Below are 21,532 nucleotides of genomic sequence, written 5' to 3'. Positions count from 1 at the left end.
AAACGAAAGGAGATGGCCTCATAGAGGCTTGAATAGGCTGTAGGAAAACTCTGAAGCCTGAAGTAGCTTTAGGGTCAAGCCGCGTCAGGCCGGTGCGACGATTCGTCACTGACCGGGCACGCAAAAAAAACGCCCCGGCTGGGGCGTATAAAATTCATCTCTGTTCCAAAGGAGCTACACAAAAGCCGCAGAGATGAGAAGTGTTCGATGCGCAATATAAAAAGTGCAACTTAACGAGAAGGTGAGGCCGATATTACAGTTCTGACAGACTTCAACCTGTGAACAGATGTAGGGCATCGGCAAGTGAATGTAAGCGCGTCTTAAAGCACCGCCAGTGGGTATTCGATAATGACGCGGACTTCTTCAAGGTCGGACTCGAATGAACTTGAGCGCACGGTGGCCTGGCGCAGACGCAGTGATAAATCCTTCAAGTTGCCGCTTTGCACCACGTACTTGGCTTCGATATCCCGCTCCCAGCGGCGCTGGTCGGTGAGCGGATCGCCGGCGGCATCGCGGCGCATATACACCGCGTTGGCGTTGCTGTAGTCGGCGCCGGTGCCCTTGCCGTAGCGGGTCATGAACGACAGGCCGGGAATGCCGAATGGCTGCATGTCCAGGTCGTAGCGCAGCATCCACGAGCGCTCCTTGGGCGAGTTGAAGTCGCTGTACTGGATCGAGTTGTTGAGGAAGATCGAGTCCGACTGGCGCAGGTAATCGAAGTCGTCATCGCCGTTGTTGCGCTGGTGCGACACGGCCAGGCTGTGGGCGCCCACCTTCACGCCGAGCCGGGCGCTCCAGATGCTGTTATCGAATTCACCCAGCAGCTTTTTGCCTTCATCCACGGCCTTGTAGTAGTTGATGTCGCCGAACAGCGAAACGTCTTCGTTCAGCGGGTAACTGGCGGCGCTGCCGACGTAGTACTGGTCCCAGGCGTCCTTCAGGCGGCTGCTGTACAGGCTCAGGCCGAGGTGTTTGTTCACGGTGTAGTCGCCGCCGAAGTAGCCGATCCAAGGTGAATCGACCGGGCCGGCGTAAAACGTTGCGAACCCTTTGTTCATGCCGCTTTCGTTGGGTTGGCTCATGCCGCTCAAACGCCCGCCCTGCAAGGTCAGGCCTTCCAGGCTGGTGTTTTGCAGGGTCACGCCACGGAAGCTTTCCGGCAACACCCGCGAATCGCCGTAGGCCACCACGGGAGTCAGCGGGAACACGTCGCCGGCCTTGATCACCGTGTCCAATACCCGCAGTTTCGCCGCGCCGCCGACCTTGCTGTAGTTGTCTTCGGGATGGTTGTTGCTGTCCACCGGCAGCATGCCGAACGAGCCCTTGCCGCCGCTGCGGCCGGTGCCCGAGTCGAGTTTCACGCCGACCATGGCGAAGGCGTCCAGGCCAAACCCCACGGTGCCCTGGGTAAAGCCGGATTCGAATTTACCGATCAGTCCCTGGGCCCAGGCTTCGGAATAGCCATTACCGGTGGGGCTGGATTGGCCCTTGCGGTCATCGCGATTGAAGTAAAAATTGCGCGCCAGCACGTTCACGCTGCTGCCTTCGATAAACCCTTCAGGTTTGTCTTCCGCGGCCGCGGCTGCCAGGGGCAATGTGGCGATCAGTGAAAGGGGAAGGGTGTAGTAACGGATCCGCATGTTTCGCTCCTCGGTGTTGGCAGTTATCAGCTTCTTATGGAGGCGGGCGTTCTTATTGATCTGGCCCGGGCTGATAGTTGCAAACCGTGGATAACGATTGGGTGGCGTGAACATTACAATTCTGGAAGCTCGTCGCCACCTAACAAATAAGTAATGTTCTGGTGAACATCGCGTCAGGGTTCGTTCGTTAGTCTCGGCACTGAACTTTCAGTCGAGGAATAGGTGATGAACTTTTATAAAACCGCTCTGGGTGTATTAACGGCCGTCCTGTCTTTCGGTGCATTGGCCGAAGGCGGCGGTGATCGCACCTTTGCCCTGATGATGGAGCGCAATGAAAAGGCCATGGCCGATTACGCCGTGAGAAACGGCAAGCCAGTGCCCCAAGTGCAGGCGTATCGCTATGGGATGAAGCTGGACATTGCCAAGGTGGTCAACGTGACGCCGCCGATCCGCGCGTGCAGTACCGTGCCTTCGCGCATGACCTATGAAGACTCCAGCGGCAAGCTCACTACGTTGGAGTACCAAGTCATGGGCGTGTGTCGAAATAACGGCAGTTAAATATGCTGGCGCTCAACGCGTAGGACGATTCACTAACCAACTGTCGAGCTGATCCATAGGGCTGACGCTTGGGGTATCGTAGGCTTTTTCGTTTGAAGAGCCGATCCTCCATGAGCCCTACTCACTGCCGCCCCGTTCCGTTGTCCAAGTCCTACCGTTTGCTCAATCACGGGCCAACCGTACTGGTGAGTGCGGCCCACAACGGCCAGCGCAATATCATGGCGGCTGCCTGGGCCATGCCGCTGGATTTCGAACCGCCGAAGGTCGCTGTGGTGTTGGACAAGGCCACCTGGACTCGCCAATTGCTGGAAGGTGCCGGCAGCTTCGTGCTGCAGGTGCCCTGTGTGGCCCAGGTCGACCTCGTGCAGACGGTCGGCAATACCACCGGCACCGAGCGTGACAAGTTCGCCGCTTATGGCCTGCAAACCTTCAGCGGTGAACACACGGAGGCGCCGTTGCTGGAAGGCTGTGTAGCCTGGCTGGAATGCCGCTTGCTCCCCGAGCCCCACAACCAGCAGACCTATGACCTGTTCCTCGGCGAAGTAGTTGGGGCCTATGCCGACGAGCGCGTGTTCAGCGAAGGCCGCTGGCATTTCGAAGGGCATGATCAGTTACGCACCTTGCACCATGTAGCGGGTGGGCATTTCCTGAGCATCGGCGAGCCCATCGATGGGCATTCGCTATAAGCGCACTCAGCGCCCGAGCATCTTCACCCATCGCGACGGCGGCATACCGTAGGTGCTGCGAAATTGCCGGGTCATATGGCTCTGGTCGGTGAAGCCGGCGGTCAGCGCCGCGTCCACCAGCGACTGCCCCTGCGCCAGCAGACTGCGCACCAGGTCCAGCCGGCGCATCGTCAGGTAGCGATAGGGGCTGGTGCCGAACAGCACGCGAAAGTCCCGTGACAATGCCCAGCGGTCGCGGCCGGCGTGGTCGGCCATTTCGTCCAGGGTGATGCTGCGGCCCAGGGCGCTGTGGATAAACTCGCGGGCGCGCTCGGCGGCGACGTAATCGAAGGTCTTGCGGCTGACGATGGCGCCAGCGGCGTTGCTCAACGCGTGGGCCAGGTCGAACATCGCGTCCTGTTCCTGCAACGGGTCAATCGGATGATCAAGGTTCTGCAGCAGCACTTCGCTGGCGCGGAACAGCCTTGGGTCAGTGGATAAACCACTGGGGATAAACGGCAACGGCTTGCCGCCAAGGATCTGCTGGATCAGCGACGGCTCCACGTAAATCATTCGGTACTTGAAACCCTCGTCACTGCCGGCGTGACCGTCATGGGTCTCATCGGGGTGAAGCACCATAGTGGTGCCGGGCAGGCTATGGATCATGTCGCCGCGGTAGTGAAAACTCTGCACGCCAGACAAGGTACGCCCGATGGCATAGGTGTCGTGGCGATGGGGGTCGAAGGCGAAACCGGCGAAGTACGCCTCGATACGGTCCAGGCCGCTGGCATGGGGGGCACGGTGCAGCCAGTCGAAGTTGCGGGTCGGTTTGCCCATGGTGGCTTGTCACAAAAAGAGGTGGAAACACGTTAACCCAGTCTGCATCCCTTGTCTGCCGGGGTCTTGTACGTTTGTGCAGGCGGCGGGCGAGGTCTATGCTCCCTGCTCGTGCCCTGCGCTGATGGAACCGCCCAATGGAATTTATCAACCCCACCTATGTGGCGCCTCTGGTCTCGCTGGCCCTGCTGTGGACGGTGGCGGTGGTGACGCCGGGTCCCAACTTCTTCAATACCGCGCAGTTGGCCGCCAGTTGTTCGCGCCGTCATGGCGTGGTGGCGTCGGCGGGCGTGGCTACCGGCACGATCATGTGGGGGCTGGCGGGTGGGCTGGGCATCAAGTCGCTGTTTACCGCCGCGCCCATGTTGTACCTGGCGTTCAAGATCATCGGCGGCTGCTACCTGATTTACCTGGGGCTGAAACTGTTCAAGCGCTCGGCACCGGCGATGGGCCAGAGCTTGTTGCCGGACGAAGCGCGCCGCTCGTTGTTTTCCGCCTGGCGCCTGGGGTTACTGGGCAACCTGTCCAACCCCAAGGCCGCATTGTTCGTCGCCACCATCTTCGCCTCCACCATGCCGCCGTCGCCGTCGCCGATGCTGCTGACCCTGGCGGTGATCACCATGGCCAGCTTGTCGTTCAGCTGGTATGCCTGCGTGGCCCTGGTGTTTTCCAGTGCGCACATGGCCAACCTCTACAGCCGCTCGCGCAAATGGCTCGACCGTTTTGCCGGCGGTTGCTACGTGTTGTTCGGCGCACACCTGGTAGCGAATCGCTGACCGTCCGTGGTAAGAAGCCTTACTTTCAACAGTGAGGCCGGGTCATGAGCAAGGTGCGGGTAGGGATTATTTTTGGTGGCCGTTCGGCCGAGCACGAAGTCTCGTTGCAGTCGGCGCGCAATATTGTCGATGCACTCGACCGCACACGCTTCGAGCCGGTTTTGATCGGCATCGACAAGGCCGGCCACTGGCACCTCAACGACACCTCGAACTTCCTGATCAACCAGGAAAACCCGGCACTCATCGCCCTTAACCAATCCAATCGCGAATTGGCGGTGGTACCCGGCAAGGCCAGCCAGCAGGTGGTGGAAACCTCCGGCAACGGGCTGCTGGCACACATCGATGTGATCTTCCCCATCGTCCACGGCACCCTCGGCGAAGATGGTTGCCTGCAAGGCCTGTTGCGCATGGCTGACCTGCCTTTCGTCGGCTCCGACGTGCTCGGCTCGGCAGTGTGCATGGACAAGGACATCAGCAAACGCCTGCTGCGTGATGCCGGTATTGCCGTGACCCCGTTCATCACCCTGACCCGCAGCAACGCCGCGCGTACTTCCTTTGAAACAGCGGTGAATAAACTCGGCCTGCCAATGTTCGTCAAACCGGCCAACCAGGGGTCTTCGGTGGGTGTGAGCAAGGTTGGCAACGAGGCTGAGTACCACGCCGCGGTTGAACTGGCCCTGGGTTTTGATCAAAAGGTGCTGGTGGAGTCGGCGGTCGAGGGCCGCGAAATTGAATGCGCCGTGCTGGGCAACGAAAACCCTGTCGCCAGCGGCTGTGGCGAGATCGTGGTGAACAGCGGCTTTTACTCCTACGACAGCAAATACATCGACGGCCAGGCGGCCCAGGTGGTGGTGCCGGCCGACATCAGCCATGCAGCCAGTGAGCGGATCCGCCGCTTGGCCCTTGAGGCGTTTGAAGTGTTGGGGTGCGCAGGGTTGGCGCGGGTCGATGTGTTCTTGACCGACGATGGTGAAGTGCTGATCAACGAAATCAACTCACTGCCCGGCTTCACCCGCATCAGCATGTACCCCAAGCTGTGGCAGGCAGCGGGCATGAGCTACAGCGAGCTGGTGAGCCGGTTGATTGAGCTGGCGTTGGAGCGGCATGCGGGGCGGAAGGGGTTGAAGATCAGCCGTTAACGGATGGGATAAATACCTGTGGCGAGCGGGCTTGTCCCGCGTTGGGCTGCGTAGCAGCCCCAATAAGAGCGCTGCAGTGTGCCAAGCAGGTCCGGGGCTATGTTTTGGGGCTGCTTCGCAGCCCAACGCGGGGCAAGCCCGCTCGCCACAAGGGCGCGTAGGTTCGTCAGGGTCTACGAGCAATCCACGAATAAATCAACGTCTTCGCTTCCTCCGGCTGATGCGTCCTTCTGCGGTAGCTGGCAAACGTCGGCGACGTACAGTAGGTGCACACTTCGCTCACGTCGATCTGCTCACGCTTGACGCCCGCCGCTTGCAGCAGCAACAACCCATACCGGCTCAAGTCAAACCACGCACTGCCTGCTTGTCGTGCATGGGGCGGAGTAATTTCGGGGGACCGCAGCGGTGCCGGTTGCACGAAGCTCCACGGTGCCTGGGCGTGTTGCCACAGGTGCCCTTGGTCACTCTGGAAGTCGGCGATAAACCCTTCGCTCACTTCATAACAGCACGGCTTGATCGATGGGCCGATAGCCACTTGCAGTTGGTCGGCTGCAATCCCCTCGGCGGCAAAGTGCTGCATGACGTTGGCGATAATCCCGCGTTGCAGCCCCTTCCAGCCGCCATGTACTGCGGCTACCCGTTCGCCGGTTTTCGACGCGAACAGAATGGGCAGGCAATCTGCCGTGATCACCGCAATCGGGTGAGCGTGGTGCGTCAACACACCATCGGCCTCGATCGTATTGGCCACCTGGCCGGCCTGCCATTCAATCACCGAGGCGCTGTGCACTTGCTTGCAGATGAACACTTCATCCGGGCGCCGTGGGTCATCGATCGAACAGAAACCGTGGTCGATGCCAGGGATGGCAGCGAGATTTTCAGCCTGATGCAAGGGATAACCTCCGTTCAATAAAGTCAGTCGCCGAGCGCTTCGCCTTCGCGCCGAGGGTCGGCGCCGCCGCTGAGCGACACCTTACCCTGGGCATCCCGCTTGAGCACGATGGCCTGGACGCCGCTGGTCATGTCGATCTCGCTCAGCTCATGGCCCTTGTCCTTCAACACCTGCTTCAGGCCTGGGCTGAACAAGCCCGCCTCCAGCTCGGTAGCCCCATTGCGGCTGCCGAAGTTGGGCAGGCCAATGGCGGCTTGCGGGTCGAGGTTCCAGTCGAGCATCGCCACCAGGGATTTGCTCACGTACTCGATGATTTGCGAGCCGCCCGGCGAACCGAGCGTAGCCAGCAATTCACCGCTCTCGCGGTCGAACACCAGGGTCGGCGCCATGGCCGAGCGTGGGCGTTTGCCGGGTTGCACGCGGTTGGCGACCGGCTGGCCGTTTTCTTCGGGGATGAAGGAGAAGTCGGTCATCTGGTTATTGAGCAAAAAGCCTTGGACCATTACATGGGAGCCAAACGCGGCTTCCACCGTGGTGGTCATCGACACGGCGCCGCCCAGGTCATCGACGGCGACGACTTGTGACGTGGAGATGCGCAGTGGCGAACGGTCTGGTGCGTAGGCGACTTGAATACCCGCCGGTCGGCCCGGCTTGGCGATGCCCATGCTGCGCTCGCCGATCAGCGTGGCACGCTGTGCGAGGTAATTCGGAGCCACGAGGCCGGCCACCGGCACCGGTGTGAAGTCCGCATCGGCCACGTACAGCGCGCGGTCGGCAAAGGCCAGGCGACCGGCTTCGGCGATCAGGTGCACGGCCTCGGGCGTGGGCTCAAGCCCGGCAGGCGAGGCGCTTTTTATCGGTGTCATCGGCGCGATGGCCAGGTGCGGGTCGCGGGCTTCCAGGGCCTGCAATGTGCCGAGCATCTGCGCCACCGCAATCCCGCCTGAGGACGGCGGCGGCATGCCGCAGACTTTCCAGCGCTTGTAATCGGTGCACAGCGGCACGCGTTCCTTGGCGACGTAGCCCTTGAGGTCGGCTTGAGTCAGGCTGCCCGCATTACGGTTGCCCTGCACCTTGCGCGCAATCTCATCGGCAATCGGCCCGTGGTACAAGGCGTCCGGTCCTTCCTTGGCGATGCGCTTGAACACAGCGGCCAGCGCCGGGTTTTTCAGTCGTGTACCGGTGGCTTTAGGCGTGCCATCGGCATTCAGGAAGTAGGCCGCCATCTCCGGCGATTGCGGGATAAAGCGGTCAGCGGCGATCAGGCTGTGCAAGCGCGGTGAAATCGCGAAGCCCTGCTCCGCTAAGCGAATCGCCGGCTCGAACAGCTGGGCCCATTGCAGGCGGCCGGTCTTCCTATGGGCCATTTCCAGGGCCCGCAGCACCCCTGGCGTGCCCACCGAACGCCCGCCGATCTGCGCGTCGGTGAAGGCCATCGGCGTGCCGTCGGCGTTCAGGAACAACCGCTCGGTCGCCCCGGCCGGGGCCGTTTCCCGCCCGTCATAGGCGTGCACGTTTTTCCCATCCCACAGCATGATGAACGCACCGCCGCCAATGCCGGAGGATTGTGGTTCCACCAGGGTCAACACCGCCTGCATCGCAATGGCAGCGTCAATGGCCGACCCGCCCTGGCGCAACATCTCGCGTCCGGCCTCGGCCGCCAGCGGGTTGGCAGCGGCGGCCATATGGCGCTCGGCATGGCGGGTGCTGAGGTCGGTGCGATAGCCCGAGCCCAACTCCGGTGCCGGTGGCTGTTCGTTGACCGGGGTGTGGCAGGCAGCCAGGGCAAGGGCTGCCGCCATGAGCGACAGTTGGCGGCGGGAAATCGAAAACACGTGCTGAACTCCGTTCATTGTGCGAATGATCTGTTGTCCATGGGGCGCTGCGGTTTACAGGTAAATCGTGCCTTGCATGTACAACACTGCCTTGCCGGAAATAATCACGCGGTCGCCCTGCAGCTCGCAGTGCAATTGGCCCTTGCGCTGGCCCCCTTGCTCGGCCGTCAAGTGCGATTTGCCCAGGCGCTCGGCCCAGAACGGTGCCAGCGAGGTGTGTGCCGAGCCGGTGACCGGGTCTTCATCGATCCCCACATTCGGCCCGAACCAGCGCGAAATGAAATCAAACCGGGTGCTCTTGGCGGTGACTGCAATCCCGCGCTTGGGCAGGCCCTTGAGCCGCGCAAAGTCAGGCGTCAGCGCGGCGACCTGGGCTTCGTCGTCCACCAGCACGATGTAGTCATCGGTGCCGAACACGTCGGCGCTCTCGATCCCCAGGGCACTCAACATTCCAGCGGGCGGTTCGCAACGCTGTGGTTGCCGGGCGGGGAAATCCATCGCCAGTTCATCGCCATTGCGCGTCACCCGTAGCTCGCCGCTGCGGGTGGCAAAGCGCAGCACCTGGGGTGCATCCGCCAGCGCGTGAATCAACACCCACGCCGTCGCCAGCGTGGCATGGCCGCACAGGTCGACTTCGACTTGCGGGGTAAACCAGCGCAACTCGTAGAACCCATCGCGGGGCACGAAGTAGGCGGTTTCGGAGAGGTTGTTTTCGGCGGCGATATGCTGCAGTTGCTCATCGGGCAGCCACTCGGTGAGCGGGCACACCGCGGCAGGGTTGCCGCCGAAGGCATGTTGGCTGAAGGCGTCGACATGGTAGATGTCCAGTTTCACCGTGAAGCACTCCGTGCGTGGGGGGAGGCTGGACACTAACAGTGGTAAGGGAGGGCGTCAAAAGCGGCCTACCCCGGGATAGGCCGTGTGGCTCAGGCAATCAGAAGTCCCAGCGCGTGGTCAGCATGAAGTGACGCGGTGCGCCGTAGATGGCGGAGTTGTAGAAGCCTACGTTGGTGTAATACGGCTTATCGAACACGTTATTGAGGTTCAGCGTGGTCGACAGGTTTTTCGTGAATTGGTAGCGCGTCATCAGGTCCACCACCCAGTAGGACTCCTGGGAAAATTTCTCGGTGGTGTTTTTGGGGCTGTTGTAGATGTCCTGCCACACCGTATTCTGCCAGCGCAGGCCACCGCCGACGCTGACTTTGTCCAGCTCGCCCTTGAGCTTGTAGATCGTGAACATGCTCACTTGATCCTCGGGCTCGAAGGTCGAGATTTTTTTGCCGGCGTCGTCGCGTACCACCTTGTGGGTGTAGCCACCCTGCAACTGCCAGCCTGGAGCGATTTCGCCGGACAGTTCCAGTTCGTAGCCCTTGGTCGTCGCGTCGGTGCCCTTGAAGGCAAAGTTGGGTGGTGTCGGGGTTTGGTTGTTGTACGCATCGTCGGGCAGGGAGCGGTTGCTTTCCTTCACCTCGAAGTACGCCAAGCTGGCGTTCAGGCGACCGTCGAGGAACTCACCCTTGAGGCCCACTTCATAGTTCTCGCCTTCGTCCGGGTCAATCAGCTTGCGGTTACGGTCGAGGTTGTAGCTTTCCTGGGGCATGAAGACATCGGTGTAGCTGACATAGGCCGACAGGTTGTCCGTGAGGTCATAGATGGCCCCGGCATAGGGAATGAAGCGTCCGGTTTCACGGTAGGTGTCGGTGCTGCCGGTCAGGGTGTAGTCGACCACGCGCCCGCCGAGCAACAGTTTCAGGTCGTCGGTGAGGTTCCAGCGGGTGGTGACGTACATGCCGGTCTGGCGAATGGTGTCGTCGGTGACTTGGGAGGCCACGCCCCAGTCGGGCTTGGCCAGGTTGCCGTGCCAGTTGAAGTAGTCGACCAGGTTGGCCGTGGGGAAGGTTTCGTCCCAATAACCCTTGCCCTTCCAGTGGGCGGTGCTGATGGATCCACCGACCACCAGGTCATGTTCACGGCCGAGAACATTGAACGGGCCGCTGATATACAGGTCGGCCGAGTCGCTGGTGGTTTCGCCCTTGTAGCGCTGGGCGTTGATATTGGCAGTGCCGTCCGCCGCCGGCTGGTAGAACTGGATCGCACCCATCTGGGCGTCGTAGCCGTTGAGCTTGTGGTCCAGTTGCAGTTTGGTCACCCAGCCGTCGCCGAGGTCGTGCTCCAGGTTCGCGAACACCGTGCGGGTGTATTGCTGCCAACTGCTCCAATCAGTGGCATTGCTGAAGGAGCGCTTGGCATTGTTCAACTCGCCGGCATAGTTGAACAGCGGGAAGCTGCCGGACCAAGTGGAGCCTTTGGGTTTGCTGTCCTGATAATCGGCGCCCACGGTGAGCAAGGTGTCGGGTGACAGGTCGAATTCGAGAATGCCGTAGAACACCGAGCTTTTGTTCGAGTAGCGGTCGATCCACGACTTGTTGTCCTGATAGGCCGCCACCGCACGCCCACGCACATTGCCGGTTTCGGTCAGCGGGCCGCTGACGTCCACTTCCGTGCGGTAGTGATCCCAGGTGCCCGCCGCCGTGGTGATGTGGCCGAGAAATTCCGCCGTAGGCTTCTTGCGCACCAGGTTGATGGTGCCGCCCAGGGAACCGGCGCCGCTGAGCAGGCCGGAGGCACCCTTGAGCACTTCGACCCGGTCATAGATCGCCATGTCGCTCAGGGTGTTGCCCGCCGAATAGGCCACGTTGCGTACGGCTGAGGGAATACCGTCGTACTGGAAATTGTTGATCGAAAAACCGCGCGAGTAGTAATTGCTGCGGTCGGTGTCGTAGGCCGACACGGTAATGCCAGGGGTATGGCGCATCACGTCGTCGACACTGTCAAGGGCGAAGTCATCCATGTGCTGGCGGGTAACGACACTGATGGACTGCGGCGTTTCACGCGGGGTCAGCACCAGGCGCGTGGCCGTGGCGATGGTGCCCGGGGTGTAGGAGCCGGTGCCTTCGGTGACGGTGCCCAGTTGGTTGCTGATCACGGTGGTGGTGCCCAGTTGCAGGGCCGCGCCGGGTTGTGCGGTGCGGGTCAGTATGACCGCGTTGGGACCATTGAGCTCGAAGCTCAGGGGCGTGCCTTTGAGTAACTGGGCCAGCGCCTCCAGGGCGGTCATGCGGCCGCTGACGCCAGGCGACTCGACGCCTTGGGCCAAGTCCGCCGCATAGGCAATTTGCAGCCCGCTCTGCACACTCAATTGATCCAGGGCATTGACCAGCGACTGACGCGCTATGGCAAAGCTGCGGGTATCTGCTGCTTCACGAATGGCCGGCTTGCCCGCCGGTTCCACGGCAACCGCAGTGTTGCACGCCAGGCAGACGGCAAGCGCAAGGATGCTACGGGCGTGGGTCGGATTGAGTGCTGGAAAGTACATGTGAGCCCCGTTAGAAATAGGAATGATTTGCAAAGGCAAAGTTCTTGACGGGTTGAAGCTTCGAAAGCCGTAAAACTTTTTGCGACGGTGTCAGGGGCTCTGTATCAGCGAATAATCAGGATGCCACCCGGCAGGCGCTGGATGTGGGTGGAAGTGACTCTACTCAACGCCTGCACGATCGCCTGGGGGTCATCCAATTGGTAATTGCCGCTGACCCGCTCACCGGCAGCGGTATCGTTCAATAGCAGGATCGGTGAGGGGTAATAGCGACGGATCTCTGACAACACCTGTGCCAGCGGCGCGTTCTGGAACGACAGCCGTCCGTTGATCCAGGCCATCTGCTGTTCGCCACCTTCCAGGGACAGCGGTTGCAGATGCCCACCCAGCAACTGTTGCCAGTTGCCCGCCTGCAACAGGCTCTGTTCGCCCTTGCGGTTGGCGAAGCGCACCTGGCCTTGTCGCACGGCGACGGTGACGCCCCCGTCGCGCTGGCTGACGCTGAATTGCGTGCCGACTACGGTCACGCTGGCCTCGGCGGTTTCGATGCTAAGAGGGCGCTCTGAGTCGTGTGCGGCTTCGACGTAGAGCTCGCCACGCAGCAGCTTGATGCGGCGATGAGCGCCGTCGAAAGCGATGCTGATTGCGCTGCGGCTGCCCAGCACGATGTGCGAGCCGTCCTCCAGGTCAAAGCGTTCCAACTGCGCAACGTCGGTCATGTGGTCAGCCTGCAGGCGCATCGGCACATCGGTCATCCAGCCGATGCCCAGCGTGATCAACACGGCAGCGGCGGCAGCCATGAAGCGTGTCTTGCGGTGCGTGGCGGCTTGCGGGGCAGGGGGCAATTCCAGGTCGCTGGCGAGGTTTTTCAAGGCTTGCTCGAAGGCGCGGCTTTCCCACATCGCGGCCAGTTCCGCATACGCCGTGGCGTGCCGGGGATCCGCATCACGCCACTGCTCAAAGCGCTGGCGGGTTATGGGGTTGCGCACCGTCTCATCGCGCAGGGCGAACCAGTCGGTCGCCTGCTTACGTATGGCATCGGGGGTGTCGGCGCGATCAATCATGGTCGGTCGTTTGCTTGACGCAGGCAGTGAGGGCTTGGCGCAGATCTTTTTCCACCGTGCTCAACGACACCTGCAGGCGTTGGGCGATTTCGCTTTGGGACAGGTCATGCAATCGATGCAATACCAGGATTTGTTGCTGGCGTTTGGGCAAGGTAGCGAGCACCTGTTGAAACTGCAGCAGTTGTTGTTGGCCCTGGGCCTGGCTCTCCGGACCGGGTGCCGTGGTGGGCACCTCGACAACCAGGCTTTCGGCCAGATGGCACTCATAGCGCCTTTTACTGCGCACACTGCGCAGATGATCAAAAGCCAGGTACTGCGCAGTTTGATAAAGAAACGGCTTCAAGTGTTCGATAGGGCGAGCGTACAGCGCTTTCGCCACCTTCAGGTAGGTTTCCTGGGCCAGGTCCTCCGCCTGGCTCGAACAGCCGACGACGCGCGACAGCATACGGATTAACGCACTGCGCTGCCCGATAAAAACGGCGCTGAGTTTTTCCTGATCCCCTGGCGTCCCTGTCTCCATGGCCCCGATACCCTGATGCGGCGTTGCGCGAATAGCAGGCATATTAATGAGAGGCGGTCTCATTTGATAGGGCGGCGGGTGATTTGTTTGGAGAGCAGTCCTGCCGGGCGTGTCATGGGTTCGACCGGCGCGTCAGCCCAGCCGCAACACCATAGCTCCACTGGCAATGATGCACGCAGCCATGATGCGGCGGCGGGTCAGTTGCTCTTTGAGCACCAGTGCCGAGATCACCACGCCAAACAGGATCGACGTCTCCCTGAGCGCCGAAACCGTGGCGATCGGTGCCGCCGTCATTGCCCAAAGCGCCAGGCCGTAGGACACGACGGTGCCGAAGCCACCGATAACACCTGGGCGCCAGTGGCGCGCCAGATAGCGGCAGAATTCGCGCCGCCTGACGGCAAATGCCCATACGGCAAGCGCGATGCCGGTGAGCAGGAATATCCACAGCGTATAGGCCGCCGGGGCGCCGGATTTGCGCACACCCACACCGTCGATAAGGGTGTAGCCGGCGATGACCGCCGCGTTGACCAGCGCCAGGAGCATCCCTTTTCGCTGACCGATGCTGGGGGCGGCAGCCATGCTCAAAATGCCGATGCAGATGATGGCAATGCCGAGCCAGGCAAATGAGGACAAGGATTCGGACAACAGTCCCACGCTCGCTGTCGCCACCAGCACCGGCGCGGTACCGCGCATGATCGGGTAGGTCTGGCTCATGTCGGCAATGCGGTAAGTCGAGGCGACCAGCACGAAATACACCACCTGCAAAATCACCGACGCGCCGATGAAGGGCCAACTTTCCTTGGCCGGCAGCTCTAGAAACGGGATGACCGTCGATGCGATCAGCGATGCAATGGACGCGATCATGCAGGTGGTCAGCAGCTTGTTGTCACCGCCCTTGACCACGGCATTCCAAGTCGCGTGCAACGCCGCGCCCAGCATGATGATTGCGAACACATCAAGGCTCATGAAGGGACATCCTATTGGCTCAGTTCTGTATCCAGGAGGGGGCTGCGAGTATGCCCCAGGCACTTTTTTCAAGGCATAAAAAACGCTCTACCTTTCGGTAAGCCGTTATCAGTAGCGGGTTACGCGTCAATTGAGGGCAAATGCTGTTCGATTACGCCTGGTCGCCCCATGCCCGGATATGTTTCAACGCCAGGCGTTATCGAGTAGCCCTGAATGAGATTTTTGCTCAGAACACCTGCAACAGTCGAACGTTGATGCGGGCGCTTTCCTTGAAGCCATTTTCCACCTCAAGGTCGCGCCCGAGCGCCACCAGCACCTGCGTCTTCGGGCGGATGAAGTAACTGCCACCCACGCTGATTTTTCGTTGCCGAGCCTCGTCGTCGCTGTCAACGCCATTGACTCGGGTCTCACCGCCCCAGGTCTGCGACAGGCCGACGAAAGCGTTGGCTCCGGGCGTGAACTGGTAACGCAAATATCCCTGCCCCTGGTAGAGCTGTTTCTGTTTGAGCGTGTCGCCGGCAGCGCCGTAGTTGTCGTTCTTGCCGTGGAACATGACGTCGCCGGTCAAATCGACATACCAATTGTCGGTCAGCCCTTTGACGAAACCTACCTGTAAATCAAATTTCCAGCGGTTCTCACCCAGATTGAGCGGGCGGTCGTGGCTATAGCTACCCGTTGGAAGGTACAGATAGGGCGCTATGGCTAGATAGGTGCGAGACGCTGAGTCGTTGATCAACCAGATTGGTGCGGCCAGGATAATGTCACCTACCCCGCTGGTCTTGCCCAGTGCACTCGTGTCGCGCCCGGCATCCAGCCGGCCAAACGGTACCAGGATCTGGGGGCCTACCGTCAGCCCGCCAATCGTGGTGTAGTGCACCAGCCTCCCGATACCGACATCCGAGACCAGCCGAGGATCCCGCGCCGTCTGCCGTCCCTGGGCATAGAGTTTGTTGCGCTCGGCATGCTGCAGGTACAGCAACCCCGCCGTCGTACCCTCCGGCGCCGGGACGAAATCACCGATGTCCACATCGATGGCGCGCGCGGTCATCGGCACCATCGTGACCATCGGTAGACAGGCCAAGGCCAATACCTTGTTCATGCAGCTCAGGGGCGAGTGGGTACCGGCCTTTGACACGTGGCCGGTCCTGCGGGCGACGCTGGAGAATGCTTGGGTCATTACGGAAGTCCTCTCTCGAGTAGTCATCTGTCATTGATCGGTCGGCGAAGTGCGGCGACACAGGACAACGCGGCAGTGCGCATGACAAAGATAGGGGGGACGTGCCCCAAGTCGCTTTGTTGGGGCGGTCATTCGTTGTGCTGGGAAGGACAGTTGCTCGGCGCTTACGCCTCGTGGCCTGGGGGCCGTTTCAATTGCGTGCCTCTGCGCCGGCCATGGCGTCGTAGGCCGGCGAGCGCAGCAGCGCATGGAGTTGCCGGCGGCGGACCCCCACGTTGCCGCCGTCGTACAGGGGAAAACACAGCGCGTCCTGCATCAGGCCGGCCAACGGGTAGAGGTCGGTATAGGCATCGACACCGACAACGCGCATGGCATCGTAGACAGCCTGAACGCACAGTTCCGAACAGTGAACCTTGGTGATGATGGCCAGTTCGCGGCTGCGTCCCTGGGTGGTATCGAGCTGGTGACAGGCTTTCCAGGTCAGGTAGCGCGCGGCCTCGATGCGCATCTTGATATCGGCCAGCATGAAGCCAACGTTCTGGTGCTCAATCACAGGCACCGTGCCGGAGCGCTTGTCGGTGCGGGCAAACTTCAAGGCGACGTCGAAGGCCGCGCGCATCACACCTACGCAGGCCGCGCCGATGAGCGCCGCAGTCCAGGAGAAGGCATCTTCCACCATGGCAATGCCATCGCCCGGCTTGCCCACAATATTGGCCGCCGGCACGCGCACATTGTTGAAATGGATGCGCGGCGAGATCGTCGCGCGATGGCCGACGGTATCGAGAAAGCCCGCGATCTCGATGCCCTGGGCGCTGCCGGGCACCATGATGACCGCCAGCGATTGCTGCGGCGGCAGGGCCGCATCGGTGCGGCATATGACGCTGTACAGGTGCGCGCCCTTGCCGTCCCAACCGGTGCTGTTGGTGGTGTAGTGCTTTGCGCCGTTGATGACCCATTCGTCGCCTTCGAGGCGGGCGAATGTCTGCACGCCGGCGGAGGGGGCGGAGCTGTCGTAGTTAGCGCCGCCGGTGACCTCAGTGAAGGCCAGGGCGGCCAGGCGCGAGCCATCTTCGACGAAGTCCGGCAGGAAGCGGCGCTTCTGCTCCTCGGTGCCGTGGTGCAGCACCGCGTGCAAACCCAGGCCGGTGCCCAGCAAGGCCGAAGGCAAGTGGACGTCGGCGGCGGCGAGTTCTTCGGCAGCCAAGGAAAAATCCAGCGTGGTCAGGGCGCTGCCGCCGAACGAGGCGGGCAGCAACGCCTTGATGAAGCCGGCGTCGACCATGGCATCGTAGAACGGCCGCATGGCGTAGAACCGGTCTTCCGGTCGCGCGATTGGGGCGATGGTGGGGGCGACCTTGCTGAGGACTTCGGCGGCGAAGGTTCGCGCGCTTGCCTGTAAAGCCTTCTGTGATTCGGTGAGCTGGAAATCGATAGCCATGGGAAGCGACCTTTCTTGCGGTGGGTTAGGTAACGGACAACCCATCGTAGGCAGCCGGACTGCCTCGGTCTCGCTGGAGCGTGCAAGCCCAATTGACGATCTGTGCAACAGGAGGCACACATGACACGTCTGAGCGGCCCGCCCTACCGTGACATTGGCTCAGAAATCAGTCGCTGGCTTGCGCTCGCGATGATTGTCTTTTGCGCCACTGAGGGGTGACCGCAGGATGCAAATCTGGACTACCGAAGCGTGCGTGCAGCGCGAAAGATTCAGCTACTGGCGTGAGGTCCTCTGCGAAGCCTTCGTCTCGCTCAATCCCATCCTCAAGCAAGAGCCTGCAGGATCGGACTTCACGGGCGAGGTGAGCTCCCGGCCCCTTTCCATGAGCGCGCAGACCCGCGTGTTTTCCCGTGCGCAGTTCGTCCAACGACGTTGGGATGAAATCCGCCGCAACCCGGTCGAGTTCTGCTTCGCGAACTTCCAGTTGGAAGGGTCATGCGTGGTACGTCAGGATGGGCAGGAGACACTGGTGATGCCCGGTGACTTCTCCGTCGTGGACTCCACGCGTCCCTACTTTCTCGATTTCAGGGAAGATTGGCGCGTGCTGTCATTCCGTATACCCAGGGAGCAACTGGTGTCCAGGCTCGCGGCACCGCGCCAGGCGACAGCGCGCTGCGTCAGTGGCCTGATCCGGGAGCTGCGCTTGCGGCACAGCGCGCGCGATCTCTGCAGTTCCGGCCATCCTGGCGTGCTCGCCGTAGCGCTGCGCTGGGGATTTAACGATGCCTCGCATTTCTCCCGGTTGTTCAAGCAACGGTTCGGGATCTCCCCACGCGGACTCGCAGCCAGCGTCGAAGGTGAAGCCAAACCAGGAACGAACAGTTGTGGATCGGTCCAGGATCTTCTGATCAGGTGAAGACAAGGTTCAGGAACTACAAAGGCGATCAAGGTGCGAGGTGCCGGGATGCGACGCGGCGCAGGGTGACCTGCGGTCATCTGTTGGTAGTCCCCGTTCATCACGGCGCGTTTCGCCATGAATATGGAGCCAGCGGTACTCCCCGGACTGACTTGCGGGGGCTATTTCTGAAACGCATCAACTACCTCCAGTTTTGCTCACGAGGTGTTGAGGTCGTTCTCGCTCTTGATGCCCCGAGCATTGCGGTCTTCGATGCCCGGGGACAGTCTGGCTTGGACTGGCGTCTGTCGACTCAGGCGGTCTGGTACAGACGGCGCTCGACCAGCCTGCTGTTACGCAGGCGATGCGTTGCCTTGGCACCGGCCAGCACGGCCAGGTCCAACAGCGGTTCGAGGATGACGACGGTCATGTAGGCACTGCCGAAGGTCAGGACTGACAGTGCGTTCTCTGCCGTGAAGCCCTTCCCGTAGAAGGCCCAGAAGGCAACCCAGGCGACGATGCCTGACTGAAAGGCCGTCGACAGGCCCAGTGCCTGGCGATAGCCCAGATCAACATAGGGCGTGTTTGGCGCGATGATACGCCGCGCCAGGGCAGCAACTGCCAACAGCGGTACCAAAAGGGTGGTGACGTTCATGCCGTACTGCGGCAGGTCGAATGGGGCGAAGAACAGACCCTGGATTAACAGCCCCAAAGCGAGACCTACTGCTGCAGGTGCTGCACCGAACAACAGGAACAGCGTCGAGCCGAGGATGAGATGCACCTCCGAGACGCCAACCGGATGATGCGCTAGCAGTTCAAAGAAGCCAAACACCAGCGCCGTGGCGGCGGCGGCGCGAACTACCAGCGAGACGGCACCTCGTTCGCCAATGGCGTCCGCAACGAGTTTGACGGTGTAGGTGCCGACGCTTGCGGCGGTAACATAGCTCAGCCAGAGTTTTCCGGCTTCCACGAGGCCAGGTTCGATATGCATGACGATGACTCCTTGGCCGCCTCTGCGGCTTGCTAGGTAAAAAAGGACAACAAAAAACTGCTCCGCCCTCAGTTAGAGGCTCGGCTGATCGCCACGGGCTCGCGATGCGGCAGATGCTCACCGGTGTGCCCGTGGGCCGGTGGACAACTTGCATTGAGCAAAACCACCGGTTGTCCATGGGGAGTATTCAGGTAGGCCTGCCTCCATTCCTCGCCCCGCTGGACGATGTCCTCCATCCCGGTCAGGCCAAGGGTGGTGACCATTCTTTCCATGGCCGTGATCCATTGCCGGTAATAGGCGTCATTGACGCCTTCTCCGGGTTGCGCCGGGGCGGCCTTGATCTCTTCGCTGAATACCTGCACCCAGTCCTTCCAGGGGAACACGCCGGCTTGGTGCAAGTGCACCAGCAGGGAAAAAGCCTGAGCCTGCCAAGGCTTGTCGAACACCGGGCCTTCATCGTCGAGAGGGAGGCTGACGGCCTTGTAGTCGTGGCGCATGCTCGTGTTCATACGGCCTCCAGGTAGTTGTCCCATAGGTCGATGCACACACTGTCCGGTCGCCGTACTCCCCACAATTCTTCGGCACTGAAGCGTACGGCATAGACCTGCTGCGGCTGTTCGCCCAAACCATGGGCCATCGTGTCCGGGGTAGCGAACGCGCCATGTGCAATCACGATTGTGCCGACCTTACCGCGGGCGTAGCGTGGCAGCCGGGTGTGATTGGTTGGGTTGAGGCACTTCGTTCGCACCCGGTCACCGACTCGGAATTGGCCGGGGACATCTTCTTTTGCCCGCGACGAGGCGCCGCCGAGCACTACGGCGTCGACGATGTCCGGTGTTAACACCGTGACGGGCTGTGTCGGTGGGGTTGGTTTGGCCGTACCCTGCAGTTCGGCGGCGCTGATGACGCCCTTTTCTGTCAGCAGGGTCTCGAAGGCGTGCAGCCAGTGCTCGTAGTAGCTCGACTGCAGGTATTCGGCGGGCTTCATGCGTTCGATGGCGTGGCGGAATTCGTCCACGTTGAAGTACCCGCCGACGAAGAGCGAGGCGAAGAGCGGAAAAACCCTGCGCTCCCAATCATGATGGAAGATGGGTTCGTGCTCTTCCATGAGCACTGGGCCGAAGCCATGCATGCCGCCCAGGTCGTGTATACCATTCATGGGTTTTCTCCTTCTCAGGTTCAGGCTACTTGATCCGGATTCTTAGGCAGTCCGGTGCCGATCATGGCGTCGCGAGTCACGAGTTCGACCAGTTGTTCCTCGTTCCAGCCATCAGTACCCGCCGGACGTTCCGGCAATACCAGATAGCGCAGCTCAGCGCTGCTGTCCCAGACGCGAACTTCCTTGTCATCAGGAATCGTCAGACCGAACTCCGCCAGCACGCCGCGCGGGTCAATGACTATCCTCGAGCGATAAGGTGCGGACTTGTACCAGACCGGTGGCAGGCCCAGGGTCGGCCATGGGTAGCAGGAGCACAGTGTGCATACCGTCACGTTGTGCACGGTCTGGCTGTTCTCCACGACCACCATGTCTTCACCCTGAACACCAGAAAAGCCCAACTCGGCGATGGCTGCGGTGCCATCTTCCAGCAGCCTGTGTTTGTACAGAGGGTCGAACCAGGCTTTCGCTATGACCTGGGCGCCGTTTCTCGGGCCGACCTTGTGTTGGTAGGTGTCCACCAAAGCATCCATGGCTACGGGATCGACCAGGCCCTTTTCCGTCAGCAGGGACTCGAGCGCTTTGACGCGTAGCGCTATGGCCTCCGGTGGCTCAGTGTGGTCGTGATCGTGATGATGTTCGTGCGTATGACTCATGTCTTTGCCCCCTCTGAAGTTGGTGAAATCGCTCCCTGCATTACTCGACGAATGCAGCAATACCAATATCCGGCGCCAGCTTTTTCACAGGTTACTTCCCTCGTTTCGGCCAAATTACCCCAACGCTTTTCATTCCTTTGGCGGGGTCCATTTCGGGGTGTGCGAGTACTACGTCGCGGTAGGAGGGGCTACCAATCACGGCGGGTTTAAACTTGATCAGAAAGTCATTGACCTCTTTGCGCAGATCCGGTGCCAGATCGTAGTCGTTGTAGCATTCCTCAAGACAATCGAGCACGGCTTGCCAGTGCACCTCGGTAAGACCCATTCCGCGATGCGCGGTGACCATGTCCCTACCTCGGTATTTGGCGCTGCCACCCCAATGTTCAGAAAGGAAATCGACAAAGTTGATGTGTTCCTTCTGGAATGTTGATTCGGACATGTGGGCCCAGATATGGCCGATAGCGGGATGTCCCATGGTCTTCCTCAAAACTGCCCCTGCGAACTGATAAATGACGTCGTAGCCCCCAAGACGCGCATAGAGGGAGGGCTGTTGTTCCACGGATGGTTGCTGGTCGGTCATGATGCGGTTTCTCCGTTTCGGCTGGGGACGATCTCATTCGCTCAATGTCGCGTTCCGCATGGTTGATAAAGGGTGCGAGAACTTGCGACGAATCCAAATTAGAGCTGCTGTCGAGCGCACGCTTTGCTGGCAAGGACAATCGTTTGGTCTAGACGGACAACGGCTTAGGAAAACCGTGCTTGCAGCAGACGCAAAATGCTGACATCGGAACTGTCCTGCGGCCATGGGGGTAGATATGGTCCGTGACTGGGGTTCCTCTATTTCTGCCTTGACCGGACGGTTCGCTGTTCTAGATCGCCGTGGACGTTGGTGTTTTACGATTGGTCCCATTCCATCGGCGTTGCAGCACCAAGGTCCCGAGTTGCAGCAGGTAAGTG

Annotated in this window: 21 protein-coding genes; 5 read left to right on the top strand and 16 right to left on the bottom strand. The window is 60.9% G+C overall.

Features of this window, described 5'->3' with window-relative positions:
• Positions 1-320: 320 nt before the first annotated feature.
• Positions 321-1,640 (bottom strand): OprD family porin, encoded by a 1,320-nt coding sequence (locus tag PspCFBP13509_RS20980; RefSeq protein ID WP_065948498.1) that lies wholly within the window; start codon positions 1,638-1,640, stop codon positions 321-323.
• 225 nt (positions 1,641-1,865) lie between these two features.
• Here PspCFBP13509_RS20980 and PspCFBP13509_RS20975 point away from each other — a divergent pair, with 225 nt between their 5' ends.
• Positions 1,866-2,198: a DUF2790 domain-containing protein gene (locus tag PspCFBP13509_RS20975; RefSeq protein WP_065923999.1), complete on the top strand. Its 333-nt coding sequence runs from the start codon at positions 1,866-1,868 to the stop codon at positions 2,196-2,198.
• A gap of 110 nt (positions 2,199-2,308) precedes the next feature.
• Complete coding sequence (locus PspCFBP13509_RS20970; RefSeq protein WP_137212639.1) at positions 2,309-2,884, top strand: flavin reductase family protein; 576 nt, start codon at positions 2,309-2,311, stop codon at positions 2,882-2,884.
• A gap of 6 nt (positions 2,885-2,890) precedes the next feature.
• On the opposite strand, the gene PspCFBP13509_RS20965 is transcribed toward PspCFBP13509_RS20970, so the two are convergent.
• The gene (locus PspCFBP13509_RS20965) at positions 2,891-3,700 is read right to left on the bottom strand and encodes an AraC family transcriptional regulator (RefSeq protein WP_065948496.1); all 810 of its coding nucleotides are present in this window, start codon (positions 3,698-3,700) and stop codon (positions 2,891-2,893) included.
• Between the two features lie 137 nt (positions 3,701-3,837).
• On the opposite strand from PspCFBP13509_RS20965, the gene PspCFBP13509_RS20960 reads away from it, so the two are divergent.
• The gene (locus PspCFBP13509_RS20960) at positions 3,838-4,476 is read left to right on the top strand and encodes a LysE family transporter (RefSeq protein WP_065924002.1); all 639 of its coding nucleotides are present in this window, start codon (positions 3,838-3,840) and stop codon (positions 4,474-4,476) included.
• Positions 4,477-4,520: 44 nt separating this feature from the next.
• Entirely contained in the window at positions 4,521-5,615 is a 1,095-nt protein-coding gene (ddlA, locus tag PspCFBP13509_RS20955) for a D-alanine--D-alanine ligase (RefSeq protein ID WP_137212638.1), read from the top strand.
• A 166-nt stretch (positions 5,616-5,781) separates the two neighbouring features.
• Here the strand turns inward: ddlA and pgeF are convergent, their stop codons facing one another.
• From pgeF to PspCFBP13509_RS20910, 9 genes are all read right to left on the bottom strand, one after another.
• Positions 5,782-6,504: a peptidoglycan editing factor PgeF gene (gene pgeF / locus PspCFBP13509_RS20950; RefSeq protein WP_137212637.1), complete on the bottom strand. Its 723-nt coding sequence runs from the start codon at positions 6,502-6,504 to the stop codon at positions 5,782-5,784.
• Between the two features lie 23 nt (positions 6,505-6,527).
• Entirely contained in the window at positions 6,528-8,357 is a 1,830-nt protein-coding gene (gene ggt, locus PspCFBP13509_RS20945; protein WP_137212636.1) for a gamma-glutamyltransferase, read from the bottom strand.
• A 36-nt stretch (positions 8,358-8,393) separates the two neighbouring features.
• A complete protein-coding gene (locus tag PspCFBP13509_RS20940; RefSeq protein ID WP_137212635.1) occupies positions 8,394-9,173 on the bottom strand; it encodes a PhzF family phenazine biosynthesis protein in 780 nt (259 codons plus the stop codon).
• A 100-nt stretch (positions 9,174-9,273) separates the two neighbouring features.
• Complete coding sequence (locus PspCFBP13509_RS20935) at positions 9,274-11,715, bottom strand: TonB-dependent siderophore receptor (RefSeq protein WP_137212634.1); 2,442 nt, start codon at positions 11,713-11,715, stop codon at positions 9,274-9,276.
• Between the two features lie 104 nt (positions 11,716-11,819).
• Complete coding sequence (locus tag PspCFBP13509_RS20930; protein ID WP_137212633.1) at positions 11,820-12,776, bottom strand: FecR family protein; 957 nt, start codon at positions 12,774-12,776, stop codon at positions 11,820-11,822.
• Positions 12,769-13,296: an RNA polymerase sigma factor gene (locus PspCFBP13509_RS20925; RefSeq protein WP_065948510.1), complete on the bottom strand. Its 528-nt coding sequence runs from the start codon at positions 13,294-13,296 to the stop codon at positions 12,769-12,771. The genes PspCFBP13509_RS20930 and PspCFBP13509_RS20925 overlap by 8 nt, the downstream gene beginning before the upstream one ends.
• 132 nt (positions 13,297-13,428) lie before the next feature.
• Positions 13,429-14,262, bottom strand: a complete 834-nt coding sequence (locus tag PspCFBP13509_RS20920; RefSeq protein ID WP_137212632.1) for an EamA family transporter — start codon at positions 14,260-14,262, stop codon at positions 13,429-13,431.
• 226 nt (positions 14,263-14,488) lie between these two features.
• Entirely contained in the window at positions 14,489-15,439 is a 951-nt protein-coding gene (locus tag PspCFBP13509_RS20915) for a transporter (protein WP_235865543.1), read from the bottom strand.
• Positions 15,440-15,629: 190 nt separating this feature from the next.
• Positions 15,630-16,877 carry an acyl-CoA dehydrogenase family protein gene (locus PspCFBP13509_RS20910; RefSeq protein ID WP_137212631.1) on the bottom strand — a complete coding sequence of 416 codons (1,248 nt, stop codon included), beginning with the start codon at positions 16,875-16,877 and terminating at the stop codon, positions 15,630-15,632.
• Positions 16,878-17,103: 226 nt separating this feature from the next.
• Between PspCFBP13509_RS20910 and PspCFBP13509_RS20905 the strand changes: the two genes are divergently transcribed.
• On the top strand, positions 17,104-17,793 hold the full coding sequence (locus tag PspCFBP13509_RS20905) for an AraC-like ligand-binding domain-containing protein (RefSeq protein ID WP_137212630.1): 690 nt from the start codon (positions 17,104-17,106) through the stop codon (positions 17,791-17,793).
• 292 nt (positions 17,794-18,085) lie between these two features.
• Here the strand turns inward: PspCFBP13509_RS20905 and PspCFBP13509_RS20900 are convergent, their stop codons facing one another.
• From PspCFBP13509_RS20900 to PspCFBP13509_RS20880, 5 genes are all read right to left on the bottom strand, one after another.
• Positions 18,086-18,763, bottom strand: coding sequence for an energy-coupling factor ABC transporter permease (locus PspCFBP13509_RS20900; protein ID WP_137212629.1), 678 nt, complete (start codon positions 18,761-18,763; stop codon positions 18,086-18,088).
• A gap of 68 nt (positions 18,764-18,831) precedes the next feature.
• Complete coding sequence (locus PspCFBP13509_RS20895; protein WP_137212628.1) at positions 18,832-19,272, bottom strand: nitrile hydratase accessory protein; 441 nt, start codon at positions 19,270-19,272, stop codon at positions 18,832-18,834.
• The gene (nthB, locus tag PspCFBP13509_RS20890; protein WP_065948489.1) at positions 19,269-19,922 is read right to left on the bottom strand and encodes a nitrile hydratase subunit beta; all 654 of its coding nucleotides are present in this window, start codon (positions 19,920-19,922) and stop codon (positions 19,269-19,271) included. The genes PspCFBP13509_RS20895 and nthB overlap by 4 nt, the downstream gene beginning before the upstream one ends.
• A gap of 20 nt (positions 19,923-19,942) precedes the next feature.
• Positions 19,943-20,575, bottom strand: a complete 633-nt coding sequence (gene nthA / locus PspCFBP13509_RS20885; protein ID WP_027606924.1) for a nitrile hydratase subunit alpha — start codon at positions 20,573-20,575, stop codon at positions 19,943-19,945.
• Between the two features lie 91 nt (positions 20,576-20,666).
• A complete protein-coding gene (locus PspCFBP13509_RS20880) occupies positions 20,667-21,155 on the bottom strand; it encodes a group I truncated hemoglobin (protein ID WP_027606923.1) in 489 nt (162 codons plus the stop codon).
• Positions 21,156-21,532: the final 377 nt, after the last annotated feature.

It is taken from the genome of Pseudomonas sp. CFBP13509, assembly GCF_005233485.1.
Classification (GTDB): Bacteria; Pseudomonadota; Gammaproteobacteria; order Pseudomonadales; family Pseudomonadaceae; genus Aquipseudomonas; species Aquipseudomonas marginalis.
Note: the sequence above shows the minus strand (reverse complement) of the source record. Positions and strands in the feature narration are given on the sequence as shown.

Coding starts and splice junctions, on each gene's coding strand:
- PspCFBP13509_RS20980 (WP_065948498.1), bottom strand. CDS start 1,640: ATGCGGATCCGTTACTACACCCTTCCCCTTTCACTGATCGCCACATTG.
- PspCFBP13509_RS20975 (WP_065923999.1), top strand. CDS start 1,866: ATGAACTTTTATAAAACCGCTCTGGGTGTATTAACGGCCGTCCTGTCT.
- PspCFBP13509_RS20970 (WP_137212639.1), top strand. CDS start 2,309: ATGAGCCCTACTCACTGCCGCCCCGTTCCGTTGTCCAAGTCCTACCGT.
- PspCFBP13509_RS20965 (WP_065948496.1), bottom strand. CDS start 3,700: ATGGGCAAACCGACCCGCAACTTCGACTGGCTGCACCGTGCCCCCCAT.
- PspCFBP13509_RS20960 (WP_065924002.1), top strand. CDS start 3,838: ATGGAATTTATCAACCCCACCTATGTGGCGCCTCTGGTCTCGCTGGCC.
- ddlA (WP_137212638.1), top strand. CDS start 4,521: ATGAGCAAGGTGCGGGTAGGGATTATTTTTGGTGGCCGTTCGGCCGAG.
- ggt (WP_137212636.1), bottom strand. CDS start 8,357: ATGAACGGAGTTCAGCACGTGTTTTCGATTTCCCGCCGCCAACTGTCG.
- PspCFBP13509_RS20935 (WP_137212634.1), bottom strand. CDS start 11,715: ATGTACTTTCCAGCACTCAATCCGACCCACGCCCGTAGCATCCTTGCG.
- PspCFBP13509_RS20930 (WP_137212633.1), bottom strand. CDS start 12,776: ATGATTGATCGCGCCGACACCCCCGATGCCATACGTAAGCAGGCGACC.
- PspCFBP13509_RS20925 (WP_065948510.1), bottom strand. CDS start 13,296: ATGGAGACAGGGACGCCAGGGGATCAGGAAAAACTCAGCGCCGTTTTT.
- PspCFBP13509_RS20920 (WP_137212632.1), bottom strand. CDS start 14,262: ATGAGCCTTGATGTGTTCGCAATCATCATGCTGGGCGCGGCGTTGCAC.
- PspCFBP13509_RS20915 (WP_235865543.1), bottom strand. CDS start 15,439: ATGACCCAAGCATTCTCCAGCGTCGCCCGCAGGACCGGCCACGTGTCA.
- PspCFBP13509_RS20910 (WP_137212631.1), bottom strand. CDS start 16,877: ATGGCTATCGATTTCCAGCTCACCGAATCACAGAAGGCTTTACAGGCA.
- PspCFBP13509_RS20905 (WP_137212630.1), top strand. CDS start 17,104: ATGCAAATCTGGACTACCGAAGCGTGCGTGCAGCGCGAAAGATTCAGC.
- PspCFBP13509_RS20900 (WP_137212629.1), bottom strand. CDS start 18,763: ATGCATATCGAACCTGGCCTCGTGGAAGCCGGAAAACTCTGGCTGAGC.
- PspCFBP13509_RS20895 (WP_137212628.1), bottom strand. CDS start 19,272: ATGAACACGAGCATGCGCCACGACTACAAGGCCGTCAGCCTCCCTCTC.
- nthB (WP_065948489.1), bottom strand. CDS start 19,922: ATGAATGGTATACACGACCTGGGCGGCATGCATGGCTTCGGCCCAGTG.
- nthA (WP_027606924.1), bottom strand. CDS start 20,575: ATGAGTCATACGCACGAACATCATCACGATCACGACCACACTGAGCCA.
- PspCFBP13509_RS20880 (WP_027606923.1), bottom strand. CDS start 21,155: ATGACCGACCAGCAACCATCCGTGGAACAACAGCCCTCCCTCTATGCG.